20 protein-coding genes are annotated in these 22271 nt (G+C 71.4%); 9 read left to right on the top strand and 11 right to left on the bottom strand.

All coding sequences use genetic code 11. From position 1 onward, the window contains the following. Window positions 1-20: 20 nt before the first annotated feature. Entirely contained in the window at window positions 21-1238 is a 1218-nt protein-coding gene (locus tag ACTWQF_RS03910) for an RNA-guided endonuclease InsQ/TnpB family protein (RefSeq protein ID WP_443277050.1), read from the bottom strand. Window positions 1239-1489: 251 nt separating this feature from the next. Between ACTWQF_RS03910 and ACTWQF_RS03915 the strand changes: the two genes are divergently transcribed. After that, window positions 1490-1810 carry an aromatic-ring hydroxylase C-terminal domain-containing protein gene (locus ACTWQF_RS03915; protein WP_443277559.1) on the top strand — a complete coding sequence of 107 codons (321 nt, stop codon included), beginning with the start codon at window positions 1490-1492 and terminating at the stop codon, window positions 1808-1810. Here the strand turns inward: ACTWQF_RS03915 and ACTWQF_RS03920 are convergent. From ACTWQF_RS03920 to ACTWQF_RS03935, 4 genes are all read right to left on the bottom strand, one after another. Next, window positions 1792-2220 carry a VOC family protein gene (locus ACTWQF_RS03920; RefSeq protein WP_443277051.1) on the bottom strand — a complete coding sequence of 143 codons (429 nt, stop codon included), beginning with the start codon at window positions 2218-2220 and terminating at the stop codon, window positions 1792-1794. The genes ACTWQF_RS03915 and ACTWQF_RS03920 overlap by 19 nt on opposite strands. Then, the gene (locus tag ACTWQF_RS03925) at window positions 2213-3169 is read right to left on the bottom strand and encodes a helix-turn-helix domain-containing protein (RefSeq protein WP_443277053.1); all 957 of its coding nucleotides are present in this window, start codon (window positions 3167-3169) and stop codon (window positions 2213-2215) included. Before ACTWQF_RS03925 ends, ACTWQF_RS03920 begins: the two co-directional genes overlap by 8 nt. A 37-nt stretch (window positions 3170-3206) precedes the next feature. Beyond that, window positions 3207-4703, bottom strand: coding sequence for an amidase (locus tag ACTWQF_RS03930; RefSeq protein WP_443277055.1), 1497 nt, complete (start codon window positions 4701-4703; stop codon window positions 3207-3209). A gap of 120 nt (window positions 4704-4823) precedes the next feature. Then, window positions 4824-6431, bottom strand: coding sequence for an acyl-CoA mutase large subunit family protein (locus ACTWQF_RS03935; RefSeq protein WP_443277057.1), 1608 nt, complete (start codon window positions 6429-6431; stop codon window positions 4824-4826). 163 nt (window positions 6432-6594) lie between these two features. Between ACTWQF_RS03935 and ACTWQF_RS03940 the strand changes: the two genes are divergently transcribed. Beyond that, entirely contained in the window at window positions 6595-7485 is an 891-nt protein-coding gene (locus ACTWQF_RS03940; protein WP_443277059.1) for a L,D-transpeptidase family protein, read from the top strand. 502 nt (window positions 7486-7987) lie between these two features. Here ACTWQF_RS03940 and ACTWQF_RS03945 read toward each other — a convergent pair. Next, on the bottom strand, window positions 7988-9352 hold the full coding sequence (locus tag ACTWQF_RS03945; RefSeq protein WP_443277060.1) for a hypothetical protein: 1365 nt from the start codon (window positions 9350-9352) through the stop codon (window positions 7988-7990). Then, window positions 9352-10050 carry an RNA polymerase sigma factor gene (locus ACTWQF_RS03950; protein ID WP_443244376.1) on the bottom strand — a complete coding sequence of 233 codons (699 nt, stop codon included), beginning with the start codon at window positions 10048-10050 and terminating at the stop codon, window positions 9352-9354. Before ACTWQF_RS03950 ends, ACTWQF_RS03945 begins: the two co-directional genes overlap by 1 nt. A gap of 619 nt (window positions 10051-10669) precedes the next feature. On the opposite strand from ACTWQF_RS03950, the gene ACTWQF_RS03955 reads away from it, so the two are divergent. Beyond that, window positions 10670-11959 (top strand): SMI1/KNR4 family protein, encoded by a 1290-nt coding sequence (locus tag ACTWQF_RS03955; RefSeq protein WP_443277062.1) that lies wholly within the window; start codon window positions 10670-10672, stop codon window positions 11957-11959. 31 nt (window positions 11960-11990) lie between these two features. Here the strand turns inward: ACTWQF_RS03955 and ACTWQF_RS03960 are convergent, their stop codons facing one another. Together ACTWQF_RS03960 and ACTWQF_RS03965 are read right to left on the bottom strand one after the other, a co-directional pair. Continuing rightward, the gene (locus tag ACTWQF_RS03960) at window positions 11991-12239 is read right to left on the bottom strand and encodes an SCO4226 family nickel-binding protein (RefSeq protein WP_443277063.1); all 249 of its coding nucleotides are present in this window, start codon (window positions 12237-12239) and stop codon (window positions 11991-11993) included. 119 nt (window positions 12240-12358) lie between these two features. Then, complete coding sequence (locus tag ACTWQF_RS03965; protein ID WP_443277064.1) at window positions 12359-14053, bottom strand: beta-N-acetylhexosaminidase; 1695 nt, start codon at window positions 14051-14053, stop codon at window positions 12359-12361. 163 nt (window positions 14054-14216) lie between these two features. On the opposite strand from ACTWQF_RS03965, the gene ACTWQF_RS03970 reads away from it, so the two are divergent. The 5 genes from ACTWQF_RS03970 to ACTWQF_RS03990 all read left to right on the top strand — a co-directional run bounded on the left by ACTWQF_RS03970 (window position 14217) and on the right by ACTWQF_RS03990 (window position 18469). Further along, window positions 14217-14765: a 2-oxo-4-hydroxy-4-carboxy-5-ureidoimidazoline decarboxylase gene (locus ACTWQF_RS03970; protein WP_443277066.1), complete on the top strand. Its 549-nt coding sequence runs from the start codon at window positions 14217-14219 to the stop codon at window positions 14763-14765. 248 nt (window positions 14766-15013) lie between these two features. Further along, a complete protein-coding gene (gene sdhC, locus ACTWQF_RS03975; protein ID WP_099883582.1) occupies window positions 15014-15394 on the top strand; it encodes a succinate dehydrogenase, cytochrome b556 subunit in 381 nt (126 codons plus the stop codon). Window positions 15395-15400: 6 nt separating this feature from the next. Then, window positions 15401-15898 carry a succinate dehydrogenase hydrophobic membrane anchor subunit gene (locus tag ACTWQF_RS03980; RefSeq protein WP_443277068.1) on the top strand — a complete coding sequence of 166 codons (498 nt, stop codon included), beginning with the start codon at window positions 15401-15403 and terminating at the stop codon, window positions 15896-15898. 31 nt (window positions 15899-15929) lie between these two features. Next, window positions 15930-17693 (top strand): succinate dehydrogenase flavoprotein subunit, encoded by a 1764-nt coding sequence (gene sdhA, locus ACTWQF_RS03985; protein WP_443277069.1) that lies wholly within the window; start codon window positions 15930-15932, stop codon window positions 17691-17693. Beyond that, window positions 17693-18469 (top strand): succinate dehydrogenase iron-sulfur subunit, encoded by a 777-nt coding sequence (locus ACTWQF_RS03990; RefSeq protein WP_443277071.1) that lies wholly within the window; start codon window positions 17693-17695, stop codon window positions 18467-18469. Before sdhA ends, ACTWQF_RS03990 begins: the two co-directional genes overlap by 1 nt. A 52-nt stretch (window positions 18470-18521) precedes the next feature. Here the strand turns inward: ACTWQF_RS03990 and ACTWQF_RS03995 are convergent, their stop codons facing one another. Continuing rightward, window positions 18522-19391, bottom strand: coding sequence for an alpha/beta hydrolase fold domain-containing protein (locus tag ACTWQF_RS03995; RefSeq protein ID WP_443277073.1), 870 nt, complete (start codon window positions 19389-19391; stop codon window positions 18522-18524). 111 nt (window positions 19392-19502) lie between these two features. Between ACTWQF_RS03995 and ACTWQF_RS04000 the strand changes: the two genes are divergently transcribed. Continuing rightward, window positions 19503-20762, top strand: coding sequence for an alpha/beta hydrolase family protein (locus ACTWQF_RS04000; RefSeq protein WP_443277074.1), 1260 nt, complete (start codon window positions 19503-19505; stop codon window positions 20760-20762). 116 nt (window positions 20763-20878) lie between these two features. Here ACTWQF_RS04000 and ACTWQF_RS04005 read toward each other — a convergent pair whose 3' ends face one another. After that, window positions 20879-22222, bottom strand: coding sequence for a metallophosphoesterase (locus ACTWQF_RS04005; RefSeq protein ID WP_443277076.1), 1344 nt, complete (start codon window positions 22220-22222; stop codon window positions 20879-20881). Window positions 22223-22271 lie beyond the last annotated feature (49 nt).

The raw sequence follows: 22271 nt of genomic DNA on the forward strand, positions 1-22271 counted from the left end.
TTTGACTTCCGCTCCCTGCTCTAAAGAGCGGGGATTCCTACCACGGTCGTCTGACCGTCTCGGTGGGTTCCTGCTTCACAGCGCTGAGCGGGCACGGATGCCCGGCTTACCTGCGCTCCACAGGCTGAAACGGCCAGTCCGGCCACCTTCGCGACGTTGACCGCCGCGTTGATGTCCCGGTCGAGGACGGTCCCGCACGCCCCGCACTCCCAGACACGGAAGTGGAGGGGTTTGGGGCCGTCCTTGATGCCGCAGTCCGAGCAGACCTGAGAGGTCGGCTCGAAGCGTCCGATGCGGTGGAAGGTCCGGCCGTGCTTGGCCGCCTTGTACTCCAGCATGCTGACGAACGCGGACCATCCGGCATCGTGCACGGACTTGGCCAGGCGCGTACGGGCGAGTCCCTTGACCGCCAGATCCTCAACTGCAACCGCTTGATTATCGCGGACGATCCTCGTTGAGAGCTGATGGTGGAACTCGCGCCGTGCGTCCGCGACACGGGTGTGTGCCCGTGCGACCTTGACCCTGGCCTTGTCCCAGTTGTTCGATCCCTTTGCCTTCCGGCTGAGGGACTGTTGTGCGCGCTTGAGCCTCTTCTCGGCCCGCCGGAGGAAACGCGGGGCATCGATTTTCGTACCATCCGAGAGGACTGCGAAGTGTCCTAAACCAAGATCGATGCCGACGACCTGTTCCGTCTCGGGCAGAGTGGTGGGCTCGGTCTCAACGACGAAGGACGCGAAGTACCTACCGGCAGCGTCCTTGATCACGGTCACCGTGGAAGGGACCGAGGGAAGGTTGCGGGACCACTTCACCCGCACATCCCCGATCTTCGGCAGGGACAGGTCCCCGCCGGCCGTGATCTTCCATCGGGCGTTGGCGGTAAACCTGACGGCCTGGCGCTGGTCCTTGCGGGACTTGAACCGGGGTGCGCCCATACGCGGGCGCTTGCCCTTGAGGCCGTCAAAGAAGTTCCGGTACGCGGTGTCCAAGTCCCGGAGCGACTGTTGCAGCACCACGGCCGAAACCTCGCCGAGCCAGGCTCGCTCGGTGGTCTTCTTCGCCTCGGTGATCAGCAGCTTGGATAGCTCCCCCGTCTTCGGGAACGCCTCACGGGCGGCGCGGGCGGCCTCACGAGCGCGGAGCGCGTCGTTGTAGACCACCCGTGCACACCCGAATGCCCTGGCTAGCAAGGAACGCTGAGGACCGTTCGGGTAAAGGCGGAACGAATACCTGAGCTGCATGAGACACCCCCCTCAGCTGATGCGATCAACCTAGTGCAGGTCACTGACAACGCCGCGAGGCTCGGCGCTTCGCGCCCCGGGGCCAAAGACCGGCTTCACCTCCGCCCTAGAGGGCGAAGCACTGCCGACAACCTGGTAGCTGTAGGCGATGGAGTAGGCGCGCGCCGCGGCGTTCAGCTCCTTGGCGATGCCCCGCAGGCCGAGCCCCTCCAGCCCGGTCTCGTTCAGCAGCCGCAGCCCGGCCTCGGCCCCTGTTCCCGGGCGACCGGGCGCCGGACGCCCACCTCGCCACCGCGCGCGGCAACTCACGGGTCTTCGATCTGCTGCGCGGCCCGCACTTCACTCTGCTGGCGGTCGGTGGCGCCGTACCGCCCGCCGGTCTCCCCGCGTATGTGCGGGTCTACGCGATCCCCCCGACCGCGCCCTACGCGCCCGACGGCCTCTGTCTCGTCCGCCCGGACGGGTACCTCGCCCTGATCACCGGGGATCCGGGCGAGGTGACGGCGTATCTGGTGGGGCTGCGCGAAGGCCGCCCGGCAGGCGGTGTTCCCGTTCAGACCTTGGCGACGTAGGTGCCGAAGGACCACAGATTCCCTTCCGGGTCCTTGGCGGCGTACTCACGGGAGCCGTAGTCCTGGTCCGTGAGGGGCAGCACGATCTCCGCGCCCGCCTCCGCCGCGCGGGCGTGGTGGGCGTCCGGGTCCTGCACGGCCACATAGACGGCACCGGGGCCCAGGCCGCCCATCACGCCGCTGTTCCGGGCGGTGCCGAGCATGACGACGCCGTCCCCGAACCGCAGCTCGGCATGGGCGACCGAGCCGTCGTCGGCCTCGTAGAGGTGGACGGGCTCGAAGCCGAAAGCCTTCTGCAGGAAGTCGAGGGCGGCACGGGGGTCGCGGTAGGTGAGTACGGGGTTGAGCGGCATGGTGACCTCCTTGGGGCTCTGTGCGTCTTGCCGTATCGCGTCCTCGACGTTAGGCACCGGTCAGGTCCGCGTCTTGGACGAATGGGAAGGCCCCCGGCTCCCCCTCGGCGAGGGCGGCCAGATAGCCGGTCGGCGGGCAGCCGGCCAGCTCGCGGAAGTCGCGGTTGAGATGTGCCTGGTCGTAATAGCCGCACTGCTCCGCGATCTGGGCCAGCCCGCGGGCCGGACCGCGCTGTGCGGCGCCGCCGTCCGGGCCGGGGCCGCGGCACCCCGCCTCCAGCAGGCGCAGGGCGCTCCGGAACCGGCGCACCCTCCCGTAGACCTTCGGCCCCATCCCGACCTGCTCGGTGAACCGGCTGGTCAGATGGCGTCTGCTCCACCCCGTCACATGCGCCAGCTCCCCCACTGTCGTACGGCCACCGGTACGGGTCAGCAGTTCGGCGGCGTGGGCCACCTCCGGGGCCATGTGCGGTCCGTCGGCTGTCAGCCGGCCCAGCGTCCGGTCGACCAGGCCGAACCGGGCCTCCCACGAGGGGGCCTCGGCCAGCTGCTCCGGCAGCCCGGCCAGGGTGCGGGCCGCGCTGCTGCCGCGCGGTGCCTCGCCGGCCAACTCCTCGACGGGCACCACCTGGTTCGCATACTCACCGGTCGGTATGCCGAAGACGGCATAGGCACCGGCCGGGCTGAGCTGGACCTCCAGCCCGTGCTGCGTCCCGGCGTGCTCCGTGGTGACGGGTCTGTCGAACAGTCCGGCGACGAAGCTCTCGTACGGCACGGGCGGCGCGGGCGTGCCCGAGTCCACGCGTGGGGTGACGGAGATCCGGTCGCCGAAGCTGAGGATCAGCGTCACCCCGCACCAGGGCAGCTCGGCCCGGCGCAGCGCCGCGTCCCGCTGCTCCCGGTAGCCCTGATAGGGAGCGGCCACCGCGTGCCCAAGCGGCGGCGCAGGGTCCCGCGCCCACATCTGCCAGCCGTCGCCACCGGCCGTGCGCACCGTGCCGTCCATCTCTCCACCGTGGCAGAGGCCACTGACATCGGCGCGTTCACATCAGCGGCGGCCACCGCTCGTGCCAGCGCCGGTCGGCCTCCAGCTGGGCCGCGAGGGAGATCAGCAGGGGTTCGCTGTGGGCGGGGCCGAGGAGTTGCGCGCCCAGCGGCAGGCCGCCGGGCTCGTTGATCGCGGCGGGGACGTTGATGCCGGGCCAGCCGAGCACGTTCCACGGCCAGGCGTACGGACAGTGGGCGATCATGCGGATGTCGGTGCGCCAGCCGGACAGCCGCGCCAGGGCGCCGACGCGGGGCGGCGGGGTCGCGGTGGTCGGGGTCAGCACGACGTCGTAGCGGTGGAAGATCCGGCCCACGTGGCGGCGCAGCGGAACCTCGGCGGCCCGCGCCATCCGCAGCACGGGGCCGCCCAGCAGCCGCCCGGCGCGGGCCACGGCCCGGGTGCGCGGGTCCAGCAGTGCGGGGTCGGGGACGCGCTGCGCCCAGGCGCGGACACCTGCGGTGGAGCGGGGCACGAACGTGAGGCCGACCGGGCCGTAGTGCGGGTCCGCCTCCTCCACCTCGTGGCCGAGCGCCGCCAACCGCTCGGCCAGCGCCCGCACGGCCGCCGCCACGCGCGGGTCCAGTCGCTTGTGGGTGGCGGTGAACGCCCACCGGGTGGACAGAGCGATCCGCAGGCTGCCCGGCTCCCGGTGGACCGCGGAGAGCACGTCCACCGGCGGCGGCCGGTGCCGGTCGCCGGGGTGGTTGCCGGAGGCGGCGGCCAGCAGCAGCGCCGCGTCCTCGACGGTGCGCGCCAACGGCCCGAAGACGGTGATGCCGTTGAACGACTCCGGGTCCGGCCAGGTGGAGATCCGGCCGCGCTGCGGCTTGATGCCGACCAGATGGGTCCACGCGGCGGGGATGCGCACCGACCCGGCGCCGTCCGAGCCCAGCGCCGCTGGCACCAGCCCGGCCGCGACGGCCGCCGCCGCGCCGCCGGAGGAGCCGCCAGGGGTGTGGTCCAGGCTCCACGGGTTGCGGGTGTCACCGAAGGCCGGGCCCTCGGTGAAGGGCCACTGCCCCAGTTCCGGGCTGTTGGTCTTGCCGACGATCACCGCACCGACGCCCCGCAGCCTGCGCACCACCTCCGCGTCGGCCGTCTTGGCCGGGAAGCTGCCGGCGCAGCCGAAAGCGGTGGGCTCGCCGCACACATCCGTGTCGTCCTTGACGGCGAGCGGTACGCCCAGCAGCGGGCTCCGCTCGCCCCGGCGCAGCGCCGCGTCAGCCGCGTCGGCCTCGGCGAGCGCCGCCTCGGCCCGCACCAGCCGGAACGCGTTCAGCGTGGGCTGCGTCGCCTCGATCCGGGCCAGCGCCCGCTCGGTCAGCGCCCGGGAGGTCGTCTCACCGGCCGCGAGCGCCGCCGCTGCGCGGGCGAGGCCGGGCAGCGGCTCCGACTCCCCGTGGCCGCCTGCCGAGGGCTGTGGCCCGTCCTCAGGGCGGCGGGGCCCAGGCTGCGGCTGTTCGGCGGACCCGGTGCCGGTACCGGTCGACATGGACACCTCGCAGGCTGCTCGTCGGTCGTCGGTCACGCCTGCGCCTACTGTCCCCGATCCCCGCCCTCGTTGAAACCCGTCAGTAACAACTCTGCTCGGGCGAGCTCCACCCGGAAGGCGTCACAGCGCGTCCCGCGGTTCGTAGGCGCCCCACACCTCGCGCAGCGCGTCGCACACCTCGCCCAGCGTCGCGCGGGCGCGCAGCGCCTCCCGCATCGGGTACAGCACGTTCGCCTCCTCCCGCCCGGCCGCCGTACGCAGGACGTCCAGCGCGGACCGTACGGCGGCGGCGTCGCGCCCGGCGCGCAGCCGCTCCAGCCGCTCCGCCTGGGCCGCCTCCAGGCCGGGGTCGACGGTGAGCGGGACGTACGGCTTCTCGTCCTGGCCCTCGGTGCGGAAGCGGTTGACGCCGACCACGACGCGATCCCCGTTCTCGATCTCCTGCGCGACGGTGTAGGCGCTGCGCTCGATCTCGCTCTTCTGGAAGCCCTGTTCGACGGCGGCCACCGCGCCGCCCCGGTCCTCGATCCGCCGCATCAGGTCGAGCGCCGCCTCCTCCACGCCGTCGGTCAGCGACTCGACGGCGTACGAACCGGCGAACGGGTCCACCGTCGCGGTCACGTCCGTCTCGTGTGCCAGCACCTGCTGGGTTCGCAGCGCCAGCCGGGCCGCCGACTCCGAGGGCAGGGCCAGCGCCTCGTCGTAGGAGTTGGTGTGCAGCGACTGCGTACCGCCCAGCACCGCGGCCAGCGCCTGCACGGTGACGCGCGAGACGTTCACCTCGGGCTGCTGTGCGGTCAGTTGGACCCCGGCCGTCTGGGTGTGGAAGCGCAGCATCTGCGACTTGGGGTTGCGTGCGCCGAATTCCTCGCGCATCACCCGCGCCCAGATCCGGCGGGCCGCCCGGAACTTGGCCACCTCCTCCAGCAGCGTCGTACGGGCCACGAAGAAGAACGACAGCCGGGGCGCGAACGCGTCGACGTCCATGCCCGCCGCGACAGCAGCACGTACGTACGCGATCCCGTTGGCCAGCGTGAAGGCGACCTCCTGCACAGGAGTCGCCCCCGCCTCGGCCATGTGGTAGCCGGAGATGGAGATGGTGTTCCAGCGGGGCAGTTCGGCGCCGCAGTAGCGGAAGATGTCCGCGGTCAGCCGCAGCGAGGGCTTCGGCGGGAAGATGTAGGTGCCGCGGGCGATGTACTCCTTGAGTACGTCGTTCTGCACGGTGCCGGTCAGCGCCGCGGAAGCCACCCCCTGCTCCTCGGCGACGAGCTGATAGAGCAACAGCAGCAGTGCGGCAGGCGCGTTGATGGTCATGGACGTGGAGACCTCGCCCAGCGGGATGCCGTCGAAAAGGGCCCGCATGTCCTCCACGGAGTCGATCGCCACCCCCACCTTGCCGACCTCGCCGGTGGCCTGCGGGGCATCGCTGTCGTACCCCATCTGGGTCGGCAGGTCGAAGGCGACGGACAGGCCCGTGGTGCCGTGCTCGATCAACTGCCGGTAACGCGCGTTGGACTCCGCCGCCGTCCCGAAACCCGCGTACTGCCGCACCGTCCACGGCCGCCCGGTGTACATCGTCGGGTAGACGCCCCGCGTGAACGGATAGCCGCCCGGTTCCCCCAGCCGTACGGCGGGATCCCAGTCCCCCAGCGCATCCGGTCCGTAGACCGGCTCCACGGGCAGTCCCGACTCGGACAGCCGGCCGGAATCGGTGGGACGTGTCATCGCAATGCCTCCTGGAAAACCCCGCACCCAGGGGCGCGCGGGCGCTCGGCGGGCGTCGTCCCACCCAGCATCACCCGGGGCGCCGTAGGTTCGCGAGGGCGGCGCGCTGGGCAGTCATGGACCCGTACATCCGTTGAACCGTCCGGGGGTGGGGATGCTCGGGATGCACAGGAGGGGAGAGGCGGCCCGGCGCGGTGTCGCGGCCTCGGCGGCGGTGCTGCTGTCGGCGGGCGCACTCGCCGGATGCCAGGTCAAGGACGGAGCGGCCGGTCCGGCTGTACGCGTCTCCAAGGCGCCGCAGCAGGCACCGCGGAAGCCGCCGTCCGAACCGTCCACGGCGCCCGCACGCGCGAACACGGCGCCGAGACCGGTGAATCCCGCTCGGCCGGCGCCCAAGCCCGAGGCGGCGCAACCGATCGCGCAGACCGTACGGATGGCGCCCGGCGCACGCGGTGCACACGTACGCGAACTCCAGGCGCGGCTGCGGCAGCTGGGGCTCTTCCACCGGAACCCGACCGGCTACTACGGCCCGATCACGGCCGGATCGGTCACCACGTTCCAGAAGCAGCGTGGTATGTCCCGCACCGGCACGGTCACCGACGCGGTGCTGAGCGCCCTGCGCGCCCGTACCCACGAGCCCACCCGCAGCGAGCTGTACCCGCCCACCAGCCGCCCGCCGGCCAAGCCCGATCCGCGCTGTCTGACCGGACGCGTGCTGTGCGTCAGCAAGGCGAGCCGCACGGCGTTGTGGATGGTCGACGGGAAGGTGCGGACGGCCATGGACGTACGGTTCGGGTCGGCCTACACGCCGACCCGGGAAGGCCAGTTCAAGGTCAACTTCAAGAGCCGGCACCACCATTCGACCCTCTACGACACCCCGATGCCGTACGCGATGTTCTTCAGCCGCGGCCAAGCGGTGCACTACTCGGCGGACTTCGCCGCCCGCGGGTACGCCGGAGCCTCACACGGATGTGTGAACGTCCGCGACAAGCAGAAGATCGCCAAGATCTTCGCCGAGATCCGCCCGGGCGACAAGGTCATCGTCTACAAGTAACGCGCCCGAAGGGGCGCGGGACTGCAACCTCCCGGGGGACAACCCCCAAACCCCCGGCCGGGAGGCCACAGATTGCGCCCCGAAGGGGCGCGGGACTGCAACCTCCCGGGGGACAACCCCCAAACCCCCGGCCGGGAGGCCACGGATTGCGCCCCGAAGGGGCGCGGGACTGCAACCTTCCGGGGGACAACCCCCGAACCCCCGGCCGGGAGCCCAGGGGTTGCGTCCCGAAGGGGCGCGGGGAACTGCGCGAGCAACCACAACGCGCCTGCACCCGGAAAATCAGCGAAGCTCCTACGGCGGCCATCCGCCAGAAAAAGACCCCGAAGAAAAAAGACCCCCGAGGAAAAGGGGGCGCGGGTGGGACCGGGGGAACGTGTCCCACCCGCGCCATCGCGCGAACCCAGAGGTACGGGGGGAACCTCGGGCTTACCGCGCCGCCGATGACCAGTCGGCTCACTCTCTTCAGCGCCGTGCGCGGCGAAAGTGTCACACCACCGGTTCAGGCCGCCGGTGTGGTGCCTGTCACCGTCGCGCTCGGCGCGGGCTGCGAGGAGGTGGACGGCGTGCTGCCGCCCGTCGCACCGGAGCCGCCGGTGGCCGAGCCGCCCGGGTCACCCGGGGCCGGGGGGTCGCCCTCACCGCCCGTCGAGCCGCCGTCTCCCCCGCTGCTGCCGTTTCCCCCGTCGGCCCCCTCGCTCCCGCCGCCGCCGCTGCCGCTCTGGCCGGAGCCGGATGAATCGCCACCGGAGCCGCCGTTGCCGTGCTCCGCGCAGAACTTCCGCACCACGGACGGTCCGCCCGCCGCGCGCTCCAGCTTTCTGCGGTCGTCGGCTTCGAGCTTGTTCGTCGCGTACCCCTTGCACAGGGCCGCGGCGATGGCTTCCTTCTGGGAGTCGTCGAGCTGCTTGCCGGTGCCGGGGAGCTTGCCGTCCGGCTTGCCGTTGTCCTTGTCCTTGCCGTTCTTGTCGCCTCCGGCACCTCCGGAGTCGGCGAGGTCCCGGGGGCTGTCCTGTCCGTTCCCCTTGTCGCCGTCCTCGGTAGCGCCGTCGGATCGGCCGCGGCCGTCGTGCCGGTCATCCGCGGTGTCGTGGCCCGGAGTCTCCTCGGCGCTGCTGCCGCCCTCGGAGCCGCCGCCACTGGGGCTGACGGCCGGGGAGACGGTGGGCGCGGGGGCCTCGCCGCTGTGGAAGGGGGTGGGCAGCACACCTGTTCCGGCCGCGACCGCGACACCGCCGAGCGCGCAGCCCGCGAGGGCGACAGCGAATCCGGCGCGCAGGGGCCTGCCCGTCAGCAGGTGGCGGGCACGGCTGCGGGCACCGCCCGGTGCTCCGCCGCCGCCGAGCGCGGCCGAGGCAGCACCGGGCGCGCCACCGCGCGCCGCACCGACCCGGGCGGCACGGAAGGCGTCCAGCGCCGCGGCCTCGCCGGGAAGTTCGACCGGGGTGGTGCCGGGGGTGGTGGGCGGGGGCGTGCTGTAGGTGGCGGACAGTTCGTCCAGCGCGGCGGCAAGCCGGGCGACCGTACGGCGGTCGGCTTCGCGGAACCAGGCGTGGGAGGGCACGTCGAGACGGCCCTCGACTCTTCGTCCAGGCTGTTCGGACCGTCCGGGCTGTTCGGACCGTCCAGGCTGTTCCGGCCGTACGGACCGGCCGGTCACGGCTGCCTCCGGACGCTCCTCCGGCGCGGGGCCGTTCAACGCGGCGGCATCCGACGTGGTGGCGTCCGAAGTGGTGGCGGATTCGTGCGAGGGCTCGTGCTCCGAGCCCGCACCGGGGTCGTCGCCGTTGCAGGCGTCGACCGGCAGCCCGCGCAGCAAGCGCTCCGCAGTCTCTTCATCCAGCCAGTTGTACCGGTCGTCCGCCATCACGTTTCCCTCAGCGTTCGTGTGGCTTTATGCGTCACACCGCGGGCCATGCCGCGTGCCCTGCCCTTGGCCACACCCCCGCCCGGCCTGGGCCCGTCGGTCACCGGCCCACCCACGCCGTCGGCTGCGCCGCCGGAAGGCCCCGGCGCTCCCTCTTCCAGCAGCTCCGCGAGTTTGCGCAGTCCGCGGTGGGCCGCCGTCCGTACGGCACCCGACCGTTTGCCGAGCACCTGTGCGGCGCTCTTGGCGTCCAGTCCGACCACCACCCGCAGCACCACGGCCTCGGCCTGGTCGCGCGGGAGTTGGGATATCAGCGCCATCGTGTCGCTCGTCCCCAGCGCCTCCAACGCCTCGTCCGCCGTGTCGGCGCCCGCCGGCAGGCTGGTCAGTTCGCTCTCGTCGCCGCCCACGGCCGGGCGGCGGCCCCGCATCCGCAGATGGTCCAGCGCCCGATTGCGGGCTATTCGCGCCGCCCAGCCACGGAACCGGTCCGCGTCGCCCTTGAAGCGCGGCAGATCGCGAGCGATCTGCAGCCACGCCTCGGAAGCCACGTCCTCGGCATCCGCGTCCGCCACCAATGTGCGGACGTAGCCGAGCAGGCGCGGATGCACGGAGCGGTAGACGGTGCGGAAGGCGGGCTCGTCCCCCTCCTGCGCCGCGGCTACCGCAGCGGTCAGCTCCGCGTCGTCCCCCTGCACGCTCGTGTCTCGCCCCACTCCGCGAAGGTGTCTGTGCCACGCGCCGCTGCCGGGAGTCGGCGTCCCGACTGCCAGGTTCGCGTCCCGACTGCCAGGAACGGTCAACCTGGCGCGGCGCGAGGAGCACGCTAAGGCCAAGTGTGCACGCTCGTCCATGCCGGAGGGAGGGGCGGGGCGACACTGCGCTGTGTGTGAGGGCGTCGTCGCCCCCCGTCAGCAACCTGTACGCGGGTGACAAGTACGCACCTGTTGCGGGCCGGAGACACCGGCGCGTACGGGGACAAGCGCGCGGGGCGGTGACACCTGCGCGCGGTGATGCGGCGTGACGGCGTAACACATTGCGCGGCAGTGACGCTGAGGGGAGTACGGGCAAGCCGCTGGCGTAGTGAGCCCGTGTCCGACGGCGACCGGGGTCTCTCCTGTGGGGGGTGGCGACCCCGGTCGTCTTCGGCTTTTCGGATCGGGGCACTCGCCTCGTACGCGTCCGGCAGCGCCCGTACGGTCGTTCCCGTCCGGTCGTGCCCGTCCGGTCGTTCGCGTCCGGCCGCGCTAGTCCGGCCTTACGCGGGTGCGGCCCTGGCGTCCCTGCTCGCGGGTGGCCGTGCCACGATGCGGCGGCATGAACCGTCCCACGCCGTCCCGGCCCTCCCGCCTCGACAGGTTGAGCCGGCACTTCGCGCTGCCCGACGCCGAAGCGGGCACCACCCCGCCGTCGGCTCCCGCACCCGTCCCGGTGGACTGGCCCGCCGTCGAGTCCTGGCTCGGGGTGGCCCTGCCCAGCGACTACAAGGAACTGGTCACCGGCTACGGGCCGCTCGACATCGGCGAGTACGTCTGGGTGCATGCGCCGTGCGTGCAGCAGGGCAGGTTCGACTACGGCGACTGGCTGCGCGACACCCACCGGCAGACCCGCATCAACTCCCGGGGTGCCACCCCCGAGGGACCGCCGCCCTTCCATCCCGCGCCCGGCGGACTGCTGGCCTGGGGCGAGACGCGGGGCAGCGCGGTGCTCTTCTGGGACACCTCGGCCTCCGACGATCCGGACGAATGGCCCGTCGTCCTCTTCGACTGGGACCCCTTCCCCAGCTCCGACCCGGACGCCACCTCCGGGACCCGCCCCTGGTACCCCCTCGGCCGCACCGCCACAGAAACCCTCACCGCGCTGCTGACCACCGGCATCCCCATGGACGGCGGCGGGCAGTTCGGCCCGCTCCCAGGCACCGCGCGGCGCACCGCGTTCCTTCCCGACGCTGCCGCCTGGACCCCGCCACCGGCCGCGCCCGCGCACGATCCGACGCGCCGCGCCGCGTTGCGCGAGGGCAGCGGGCTGACAGCGCTCACCACGCTCGTCCCGCCCCCGCCGCAGCCGTATCTGGGCGCCGCGGCGGCTGACGGCTGGGAGCCCCTCTTCGCCGAGCTCGGCACCCGGCTTCCGCACGAGTACGTCACGCTGCTGGAGACGTACGGGGCCGGCTGCTGGTCGGAGTGGCTGCGCTTCCACACGCCGCTGCGCCGCGCCGAGGGCACCGCTCAGTCGCAGGCCGGTGGAGGGTTCGTCTGGCACGCGCAGCAGGTCAACGACGCCTACCGGTCGCTGCGCGGCAACTGGGCCGAGGAGTACCGGCTGGCGGTCTGGCCCGAGCCGGGTGGCTTCCTGCCGTTCGCCAACTCCATCGACGGCGACGTGCTCGGCTGGCTGACGGAGAACGCCGATCCCGACCGCTGGCCGCTGCTCGTCTGGCCCCGCCACGCCAAGCAGGGACCCCCGCTGGAGGGCTCCCTCACGGAGGTCCTTCTCGCGTGGCTGCGGGGTCGCTTCGCCGCGCCGGGCTTCGCGGAGCTCGACGAGGACGACGACCCCCTGGACTTCATCGGCTTCGAGCCGTGGTCGGACCGCGCCTACTGGTAGCCGGGCTCCCACCAGGGCCCCGGCGGCGGGCTCACACCATCAGGGGCACCGGGTGGATCTCGTCCGCCGGGTGTCCGGCGCGGTCGTGCACGCGCTGGACGGCGTCGGCCGAGGGTGCCTCGGAGAGGCAGTAGACGATCCCCGACTCGGGGTCCGCCCACGCCCGCTCGAAGCGCACGCCTTCCTCACCCTCGATCTCCTGGTCCGCCCGGTGGGCGGCCATGAGCTGGCCGGCCGTGATCCCGGTCATTCCGTGATGTACGTCCATGAACCGTGTCATCGTGCTGCTCCTCGGGGGGACGCTCCTTACCTCCATGGTCCTCCTGCCGCCTTCGTGCTGCATGTCGAGGCCGTGCGGGCACCCGGAAAATCCGGGCCCGGGGAGACGGCGCCGCGTGGTCAGTCCACCTGGTCCGCCAGCTTCACGAAGTCGCTCCACGAGCGCTTGGGCTGCTGGGGGTCCCACAGCTTCTGGGCAGTCGCGGCGAGCGGCAGCCGGACACCGCGCGCCACCTGCTCGGTGGTCTGCGCGCCCGCGAGGTCTCCCCAGACGGCGAACCGGCCGCCGAGGATGTGCTCCCTCCCGGCCCACTTCGCGGGCACCGGCTCGGTACCGCGCACCACTGCCGGGGTCCAGTGCTCGTAGATGCGGCGGCCCGTCGGGTAGATGAAGTTGTTGGGCTGGCCGAGGACGTAGTACAGGTACTCGTCGTTGAGGTTGACGACCTGCCAGCCCTCCTTCAGATACTCCGCGGGCTGCCGCTCGCCCTCTTCCCGCCCGGTCCAGTAGGCGACCTCGCGGGGTTTGTCCGGCTTGACGACGCCGCCGCGGTGCATGCCGTCGTTCCACACCTGCGGGGTCTTGCCGTGTTTGCGGAGCGTCGCGGCGCGGTCGTTGAGCCAGGCGGTCGCCAGGTCCTGGACCTTTGCCTGGTCCCCGAACTTCTCCCGCGCCTTTTCCGCGAGGCCCGGATAGGTCTGCTCGGGGCTCTGCGTCATCAGCGCCTGGTACTCGTCGCCGCCCGCGTGTGCGTACTTGCCGGGGAACAGATCGGCGAACTCGGTCAGCAGGTCGTCGACGAGCTTCGCCGCCGCGGGCTTGCCGATGTCGATGGCGCCGCGCGGCGTACGGCCGGTGACGCTGCGCAGCTGGAGCTCGGGGTGGGCCCTCAGCACGGCGCCGAGGTGGCCGGGTGAGTCGATCTCCGGGATGACGGTGATGTGCCGGGACGCAGCGAGCTCGATGATGTCGCGGACCTGCGCCTTGGTCAGATGCGGGTCGGAGACGATCTCGGGGTGGGTGTCGCTCTCGACGCGGAACGCCTGGTCGTCGGAGAGGTGCAGCTGGAGCTGGTTGAGCTTCAGATCGCCCATCTCACGGATCCGGGCCTTGATCCAGTCGGCGCTGAAGTGCTTGCGCGCGATGTCGAGGGAGAAGCCGCGCTGCGGGCGGTCCGGCGCGTCCTGTGCGGTGCCCTCGGCGAACCGGCCCTGCACACGGTGGGTCTGGAGCAGGGTGCGGGTGCCGTAGAAGACCCCGGCGTCGTCGTCGCCGGTGATGGTGACCCTGCCGTCTCGGCTGACCAGCCGATAGCTCTCCGGCCCGCTACCCGGCTCACCCTCCTTGCCGCTCTTGCCGCTCTTGCCGCTCTCATCACCCTTGCTGCTCTTGTCGCGCTTGAGCTCGATGTCCCCCGTACGGGCCGGACCCTTGGCCACGCCCACCTTCAACTCGTCGGCGAGCAGCTTGGCCTCGTCGCGGAGCGAGTCCGTGCCGGTGACGACGCGGGTGTGCTCCGTACGCTGCCAGCCGGGGCCGCGCACGGCTTTCCATTCGCGTACGGAGGGAACGGCGGAGGGAGCCGGACCGAGCCGGTCGGGACCCTTGGGCGGCTGCGGGGACCCGCGGTGGCGCTCGGGGGCGGAGGACGCGGGCGAGTCGCGGTCGCTGCCTCCTTCGCCGTTGCCGGAGCAGCCGGTCAGGCCCGTCAGCCCCGCCAGACCGGCGGCGAGGGTGAGTGCCAGCAGCGCGCCGGGGCGGCCGGCTGCCCAGACGGCAGCCCCCTCGGACTTCTTCCACCAGTTTCGTCCCATGCGGATACGGTATTTCCCCTTTCCAACCCTTCCCTGTCAGCTATGCGCTCCAGCGCGTTCCCTTCCGGGTGAAAAACAGGGTCAGGTCGGCCGATCTTTCCTGCTCCCGACTACGGTGGCGACTCCCTGCCGACATCGGGATCCTTCGGACTTTACGGAGCGCATGAGCCTTCGCACCCCTTCGCAGTCGCAGACGCGGACACCTCTGGACCGGCTCAACACCGCGGCCGTGGACACGGTCGAATCCCTCCTTCTGCGCTGTTGCGGCAGCCGCCGCTGGGCGCGACGGATCGTGGCACACCGGCCTTACCCCGACGTGGAGGCGCTGCTGGCGGCGGCCGACGAGGCAAGCTACGACCTGACCTCCGCGGACCTGCGGGAGGCGCTGGTCTGCGAGTCGGCCGCGCACCCGCTGGAAGGGGAGCCGCAGCTGGGCGTGCTCGCCGCGCACACCGCCCTGCGGGCGGCCCACGGCGCATACGAGCGCAAGTTCGGACACGCGTTCCTGTGCTGTCTGGACGGTTTCGCGGTGGAGGAGCGGCTGGACCAGGTGCTGGCGGGGATTCGGTTGCGGTTGGAGAACGATGCGGACGAGGAATGGGCCGTGACGGCGGAGGAGCTGCGGCGCCTTGCACGGGGTCGCCTGGGGCGGCTGGCCTCGTCGGGGTCGGTAGCCGGCCCGTCCGGGGGGAGCAGTTCCCCGCGCCCATGACGGGGCGCAACCCCTGCTGCGAAGCTTGCCCCCCATGCCGGGTACGCAAGAGGCGCCGGAAAAGCATTGTGGCGGCCCTCACACGCAGGTAGGCCGTCCGTGCCTGATTGATCACACCTGCATACCCCTGCGCGAACGTGCCGACAGCCCGTCGCTACGATGACCGAGGCCGGTGGACCGTACCCGGCCGGGCCCGCCCGACCTACCAAGCCGGCAGGCCCCAATATCCGCTCCCGGAGGGTTATTCCGTGCCGGCTGGAACGCTGTACCGCGGCCGGGAAGGAATGTGGTCCTGGGTGGCTCATCGAGTCACCGGCGTCCTCATCTTCTTCTTCCTGTTCGTGCACGTCCTCGACACCGCGCTCGTGCGCGTCTCGCCCGAGGCGTACGACGACACTGTCGCGATCTACAAGACTCCGCTCGTCAACCTGATGGAGTACGGCCTGGTGGCCGCCATCCTGTTCCACGCGCTGAACGGCCTGCGGGTCATCGCCGTGGACTTCTGGTCGAAGGGCGCGAGGTACCAGAAGCAGATGCTCTGGACCGTGCTGGGCGTGTGGACCGTCCTCATGGCGGGTGCCTTCTACCCGGTCCTCCAGCACACGCTGCGCGAACTGTTCGGGAGCTGATGCGTGATGTCGACGACCGAGACGACTGAGCAGTCGAAGAACGACGGCGCCGGTGAGCCCACCGACAGTGTCACGCTGTTCGACGTGGACCACCCGGCCCCCGTGATCGAGCCGCCGCGCAAGCGGACCGGGAAGACGCCGAAGGCGTCCCGCGGCAACTTCGAGATGCAGGCGTGGCTGTTCATGCGGCTGTCGGGCATCGTGCTGGTGGTGCTCGTCCTGGGCCATCTGCTGATCCAGCTGGTGCTGGACGGCGGCGTGAGCAAGATCGGGTTCGCGTTCGTCGCGGGCCGCTGGGCCTCGCCGTTCTGGCAGACGTGGGACCTGTTGATGCTGTGGCTGGCGATGCTGCACGGCGCCAACGGGCTGCGCACGGTGATCAACGACTACGCCGAGCGCGACAACACCCGCTTCTGGCTGAAGATGCTGCTGTACACGGCCACCGTCTTCACCGTCCTGCTGGGCACGCTGGTGATCTTCACCTTCGACCCGAACATCCGCTGACGTACCGGGGCTGAAGGCTGAGGTTTTCCCGATGAACAACGTCAAGATCCACAAGTACGACACCGTCATCGTCGGCGCGGGCGGCGCCGGTATGCGCGCGGCCATCGAGGCCACCAAGCGCAGCCGCACCGCGGTGCTGACCAAGCTCTACCCCACCCGCTCCCACACCGGCGCCGCGCAGGGCGGCATGGCCGCGGCCCTCGCCAACGTCGAGGAGGACAACTGGGAGTGGCACACCTTCGACACGATCAAGGGCGGCGACTACCTGGTCGACCAGGACGCCGCCGAGATCCTGGCGAAGGAGGCCATCGACTCCGTCCTCGACCTGGAGAAGATGGGCCTGCCCTTCAACCGCACCCCGAACGGCACCATCGACCAGCGGCGGTTCGGCGGGCACTCGCGCAACCACGGCGAGGCCCCGGTGCGCCGCTCCTGCTACGCGGCGGACCGCACAGGCCACATGATCCTCCAGACGCTGTACCAGAACTGCGTCAAGGAGGGTGTGGAGTTCTTCAACGAGTTCTACGTCCTGGACCTGCTGCTCAACGACGACGAGGGCGTCAAGAAGACCTCCGGCGTCGTCGCCTACGAGCTGGCCACCGGTGACGTGCACGTCTTCCAGGCCAAGGCCGTGGTCTTCGCCTCGGGCGGCAACGGCAAGTTCTTCAAGGTGACCTCCAACGCGCACACCCTCACCGGCGACGGCCAGGCCGCCGCGTTCCGGCGCGGGCTGCCGCTGGAGGACATGGAGTTCTTCCAGTTCCACCCGACCGGCATCTGGAAGATGGGCATCCTGCTCACGGAGGGCGCCCGCGGTGAGGGCGGAATCCTGCGCAACAAGGACGGCGAGCGCTTCATGGAGAAGTACGCGCCCGTCATGAAGGACCTGGCCTCCCGCGACGTCGTCTCCCGCGCGATCTACACCGAGATCCGTGAGGGCCGTGGCTGCGGCCCCGAGGGCGACCACGTCTTCCTGGACCTCACCCACCTGCCGCCGGAGCAGCTGGACGCCAAGCTGCCGGACATCACCGAGTTCGCCCGTACGTACCTGGGCATCGAGCCGTACACCGACCCGGTGCCGATCCAGCCGACCGCGCACTACGCGATGGGCGGCATCCCCACCAACGTGCGGGGCGAGGTGCTGGCCGACAACTCCACGCCGGTCCCCGGTCTGTACGCGGCGGGCGAGGTGGCCTGCGTCTCCGTGCACGGCGCCAACCGGCTGGGCACCAACTCGCTGCTGGACATCAACGTCTTCGGCCGCCGGGCCGGTATCGCTGCCGCCGAGTACTCGGCGACCGCCGACTACGTCGAACTGCCCGACGAGCCCGCGAAGTTCGTTCTCGACGAGATCGAGAACCTGCGGGACGCCACCGGCAGCGAGCGCGTGGTCGAGATCCGCAAGGCGCTCCAGGAGTGCATGGACAAGAACGTCATGGTCTTCCGTACGGAGCAGACGCTGAAGGAGGCCGTCGAGGAGATCGGCGCCCTGCGCAAGCGCTACCGCGACATCAGCGTCCAGGACAAGGGCAAGCGCTTCAACACCGACCTGCTGGAGGCCATCGAGCTGGGCAACCTGCTCGACCTGGCCGAGGTCACGGCGGTCTCCGCGCTCGCCCGCAAGGAGTCGCGCGGCGGCCACTACCGCGAGGACTTCCCCAACCGCGACGACGTCAACTTCATGCGGCACACCATGGCGTACCGCGAGGTGGGCGACGACGGCACCGAGTCGATCCGGCTGGACTACAAGCCGGTCGTGCAGACCCGCTACCAGCCGATGGAGCGTAAGTACTGATGAGCACCGCAACGCTGGACAAGAACGACTCCGCGGGGCCCGACGGCTCCGCGGGTGCCGCTGCGCACCTGATCACCGTCACGCTGCGGATCCGCCGGTTCAACCCGGAGGTCTCCGACGAGCCGCAGTGGCAGGACTTCACGCTGGAGATCGACCCGAAGGAGCGCGTCCTGGACGCGCTGCACAAGATCAAGTGGGAGCTGGACGGGACGCTGACGTTCCGCCGGTCCTGCGCGCACGGCATCTGCGGTTCGGACGCCATGCGGATCAACGGGCGTAATCGGCTTGCCTGCAAGACGCTGCTGAAGGACATTTCGCCGGAGAAGCCGATCACCGTGGAGGCCATCAAGGGGCTTACGGTGCTGAAGGATCTCGTCGTCGACATGGATCCCTTCTTTCAGGCTTACCGCGATGTGATGCCGTTCTTGGTGACGACGGGGAACGAGCCGACCCGTGAGCGGTATCAGTCCGCGGAGGACCGGGAGCGGTTCGACGACACCACCAAGTGCATTCTTTGTGCGGCGTGCACGTCGTCCTGCCCTGTTTTCTGGAACGACGGGCAGTACTTTGGCCCGGCCGCGATTGTCAATGCGCACCGGTTCATTTTCGACTCGCGGGACGAGGCCGGGGAGCAGCGGTTGGAGATCCTCAACGACCGGGACGGGGTTTGGCGGTGCCGGACGACGTTCAACTGCACCGATGCTTGTCCGCGGGGTATTGAGGTGACGAAGGCGATTCAGGAAGTCAAGCGGGCGCTCATTACGCGGCGCTTCTGAGGTTGGTACGCCGCTTCGCCGCCCAATCCCGGTAAGCCTCAGTAAAGAGGGGTTACCGGGGTTGGGCGGCGAATTGCTGGGACGCCGCGAAGAGGTTGTCGACCTCCGTGGTGGGGGCGCCGTACCAGGCGTGGTCGGCGCCGGGGATCAGGTGGAGGTGGGCCGGGACGCCGGCGGCCCGCAAGGCGGTTGCCAGGTCTTCGGAGTGCGAGGGGGAGACCATGGTGTCCTCCGTGCCGTGGGCGAGGAAGAACGGCGGGGCCGCGGCGTGTACTTGGGCGAGGGGGCTGGCGGCGCGGGCCAGCTCGGCGCGTGCAGCCGGGGCGGCGCCCAGGAGTGCGGCCTCAGGAGTGTTGGCGGCGTCCGGGGAGAAGCCGCCTCGGGGGGCGGTCAGATCGGTGGGGGCGTACCAGATGACGGCACCCGCCAGCGAGGGCTGCGGGTGCGTCAGCGCCAGCAGGGCGGCCAGGTGCCCTCCCGCGGACTCGCCCCAGACCACCGTGCGGTCGGTGTCGATGGCGAGCTCCGCCGAGCGGAGAGTGAGCCAGCGCAGGGCAGCGCGCAGGTCGTCCAGCGGGGCCGGGAAGAGCGCCTCGCCGCTGAGGCGGTAGTCGACGCAGGCGACCGCGAGGCCCGCGGCGGCGAGCCGGTGGAAGGGACCGGGGTCCCAGTCGCGGGTGCGCATCCCCAGGTCGTCGCGGCGTCCGCGCCGCCACGCGCCGCCGTGGACGTAAAGCACCACGGGAGCCGGCCCTTCGGGGAGCCACAGGTCCAGTTCGAGCGGACGGCTGCCGTCGGGAACGGCGTAGGGCACGCCGCGCAGCAGCCGGATGCCGCCAAGGGACGCGGCGGGTGGGAGGGGAGCCTCGTCCGGGTGCGGTGCGGGGATCTGTTTCAGCAGGTCCGGGTCCGGAAAGGTCACCGTGTCCTCCATTGGTGGTCGGGCAGAAAGCGTACGTCGTACTGCGTCCCTTATTGGTGGGCACCGGCCCCTCTTGGAGGGGGTGCGGACCCGTTGCGTATCGTGCGGCCGATGGGACGGATGCGGATCGTACCGACGGTGACGGCGGCCCTCGCCCTGACGCTCGCGGCGGGCTGCGCGGGCGGCGACGGCGCGAAGCAGGGCGGCCCCGCAAAGCCCTCGGGGCAGCACGGGGTGCGCTTCGAGGCGGACCGCCCGGTCGCACGTGCGGATGCGCCCGTGAACGTACGGCTCAAGGGGCTGGCGCCCCGTACCCGGGTGAAGATCGCCGCCCAGGCCGAGGACCGCAGCGGCGGGCGCTGGGCAGCCACGGTGACGCGCACGGCCGACAGCAAGGGCACCGTTCAGCTGGGCGACAAGGGCACCGCGCGGCTGCTGGAGAACATGCTGCCGACGAGCGGACCGGCCGCGAAGCTGATCGGCAGCGGCAAGGCGTTCTCGTACCACCCGGGTCCGCCCGGAAAGCAGCGCTCGTACACGGTCCGGTTCGGTGCGACGGCCCTGTCGGGCAAGGACAAGGGCGAGCGGGTCGCCCGCCGGGACCTGGTCCGCCAGTGGCTGACCAAGGGCACGACGCACCGCAAACTCACCGTCGCCGGGGACAAGATCGCGGGCGATCTGTACCTGCCGGCGAAGGGCGGCGGCAAGAAGGCACCCGTGCTGGTGTTCGGCGGCTCGGAAGGCGGCAACGCCGGTACGTACGCTGCGGCGCTGCTCGCCTCGCACGGGCACCCCGCGATGTCGGTGTGCTACTTCCGCTGCGGCTCCGGCTCCGGACGTCCCAACGGCATCGACGACATCGATCTGGACTACTTCACCAGGGCCGGCGAGCTGCTGCGTAAGCAGGAAGGTGCCGATCCGGACCGGCTGGCCGCCATGGGCAACTCGCGCGGCAGCGAGGCGGCCCAGCTGCTCGGACAGCGCCGCCCGGACGTCTTCCGCGACGTCATCGCGTACGCGCCCTCGTCCAATGTCAACGGCCCCTATCCGAGCGGTACCACCGCCTGGACCGACCACGGCAAGCCGGTCCCGACCGGCCCCATCCCGCTCGACCACGTACGCGGCACAGTGCTCGCCGTCGCGGGCGGCAACGACAGGATGTGGGGCTCGGCGGACTCGGCTGCCGCCATGGCCCGGCAGGGTGCGAAGAAGCTGGTGTACCCGGATGCCGGGCACCATGTGAACTGGTTCCCGCTCGGGCAGCCCGGCCAGGAGGGCGGCCGCAATGGTGCCGTCGCCGCCACCGCAAAGGCCGACCAGGCCGCCCGCGCCGACTCCTGGCGGAGGGTGCTCCAGCTGCTGGCACAGTAGGGCGCGCCCCGAAGGGGCGCGGGGAACTGCGCGAGCGGCCACGACCTACCCGGCAGCCTGCGACGGGCAAACAGGGGCAGCTCCCGTCCAGATCGGTGAGGCCGGCGGCTACACAGCTACGCCTTCTTCGCGGCCAGGGTCACGATGGTGACGTCCGAGTCGGCGCCCACCCGGACGGGTGGGCCCCAGGCGCCGGCGCCGCGGGTGACGTACAGCTGGGTGTCGCCGTAGCGCTCCAGCCCGGCGACGGTCGGGTTGGCCAGCGCCGCCAGATAAGGGCCGGGCCACATCTGCCCGCCGTGGGAGTGGCCGGAGAGCTGGAGGTCGACGTCGTGGTCGACGGCCTCGTGGATCTGCACCGGCTGATGTGCCATCAGTACGCAGGCACGTGAGGTGTCCCGGTCACGGAGCGCCTTGCCGTAGTCGGGCCCCTCGCCCTGCTCCTCGCCGGAGATGTCGTTGACCCCGGCGAGGTCGAAGCCCGGCAGCTCGCGCCGGGCGTTCTCCAGCGGGTGGACGTCCAGCTCGCGCAGGTGGTCGATCCACTCGCGGGCGTTGCCGAAGTACTCGTGGTTTCCCGTCACGAAGAACGACCCGTGCCGGGACCGCAGCTCGCGCAGCGGCTCCGCCGCGGGGCCGAGATCGGCGACGCTGCCGTCGACCAGGTCGCCGACTATCGTCACCAGGTCGGGCTGCGCCCTGTTGATGGTGTCGACGACCCGCTGGGTGTGGGCACGGCCGAGGATCGGCCCGAGGTGGATGTCGCTGACCACCGCGACCCGGTAACCGTGCGCACGCCGGCCCAGCTTGGCCAGCGGGACGGTGACGTGCTTGAGCGTCGGCCCGTTCAGCACGCTGTAGGCCCCGGCGGCCGTCGTGCCGAGGCCGGCCACTGCGGCTGTGCCGGCGAGGGTGCGGGCGAGGAAGACCCGGCGGGTGGGGACGGGGGCTGTGAGGGGGACGGTGTGTGGGCTGGTGTGCGAGGGGGCACTGGGCTCGGTGGCGACGCCGCCGCCTGTACCGCCCGCCGCCTCCGCCGCCACAGCTGCGGGTTCCGCGACGGGTTCCGGTTCCACCGCAGGTGCGGGCTCTGCCGTGACGGGGGCCGGTTCCGTCACGAGGGTCCCGGCCGCCCGCTCTCTCCCCCATGCCGTGCGCCGCAGTACGAACCGCACCAGTTCCCCGGCGAGCAGCGCGAACGTCAGATAGAGGACGCAGGCCAGCCACAGGTAGCCCGGCCAGGCCAGCACCTGTACCAGAGTGAAGGGGGCGCCCGAGCGGCCGGAGATCAGCGCGCCGAACGTGGTGACCGGCAGTACTACCGCCCCCGCCGTGCCCAGGCGGCGCCACCAGCTCCGTGGCGCGGACACATCGCGTACGAAGCGCCGCCACAGATAGACGTGCGTGCCCGCCAGCAGGCTCAGCACGACGAGCCCGATCAGTACGAATACGACCACCATCAAGGCCGCTCCTCCCCCTCGCTCTCCCCCGCTCCCGGACCTGCCCCGG

It is taken from the genome of Streptomyces sp. 8N114 (assembly GCF_052245835.1).
Taxonomy (GTDB): domain Bacteria; phylum Actinomycetota; class Actinomycetes; order Streptomycetales; family Streptomycetaceae; genus Streptomyces.

Coding starts and splice junctions, on each gene's coding strand:
- ACTWQF_RS03945 (WP_443277060.1), bottom strand. CDS start 9,352: ATGGCGGACGACCGGTACAACTGGCTGGATGAAGAGACTGCGGAGCGC.
- ACTWQF_RS03935 (WP_443277057.1), bottom strand. CDS start 6,431: ATGACACGTCCCACCGATTCCGGCCGGCTGTCCGAGTCGGGACTGCCC.
- ACTWQF_RS04000 (WP_443277074.1), top strand. CDS start 19,503: ATGGGACGGATGCGGATCGTACCGACGGTGACGGCGGCCCTCGCCCTG.
- sdhA (WP_443277069.1), top strand. CDS start 15,930: ATGAACAACGTCAAGATCCACAAGTACGACACCGTCATCGTCGGCGCG.
- ACTWQF_RS03925 (WP_443277053.1), bottom strand. CDS start 3,169: ATGGACGGCACGGTGCGCACGGCCGGTGGCGACGGCTGGCAGATGTGG.
- ACTWQF_RS03930 (WP_443277055.1), bottom strand. CDS start 4,703: ATGTCGACCGGTACCGGCACCGGGTCCGCCGAACAGCCGCAGCCTGGG.
- ACTWQF_RS03960 (WP_443277063.1), bottom strand. CDS start 12,239: ATGACACGGTTCATGGACGTACATCACGGAATGACCGGGATCACGGCC.
- ACTWQF_RS03965 (WP_443277064.1), bottom strand. CDS start 14,053: ATGGGACGAAACTGGTGGAAGAAGTCCGAGGGGGCTGCCGTCTGGGCA.
- ACTWQF_RS04005 (WP_443277076.1), bottom strand. CDS start 22,222: ATGGTGGTCGTATTCGTACTGATCGGGCTCGTCGTGCTGAGCCTGCTG.
- ACTWQF_RS03970 (WP_443277066.1), top strand. CDS start 14,217: ATGAGCCTTCGCACCCCTTCGCAGTCGCAGACGCGGACACCTCTGGAC.
- ACTWQF_RS03955 (WP_443277062.1), top strand. CDS start 10,670: ATGAACCGTCCCACGCCGTCCCGGCCCTCCCGCCTCGACAGGTTGAGC.
- ACTWQF_RS03910 (WP_443277050.1), bottom strand. CDS start 1,238: ATGCAGCTCAGGTATTCGTTCCGCCTTTACCCGAACGGTCCTCAGCGT.
- ACTWQF_RS03990 (WP_443277071.1), top strand. CDS start 17,693: ATGAGCACCGCAACGCTGGACAAGAACGACTCCGCGGGGCCCGACGGC.
- ACTWQF_RS03940 (WP_443277059.1), top strand. CDS start 6,595: ATGCACAGGAGGGGAGAGGCGGCCCGGCGCGGTGTCGCGGCCTCGGCG.
- ACTWQF_RS03980 (WP_443277068.1), top strand. CDS start 15,401: ATGTCGACGACCGAGACGACTGAGCAGTCGAAGAACGACGGCGCCGGT.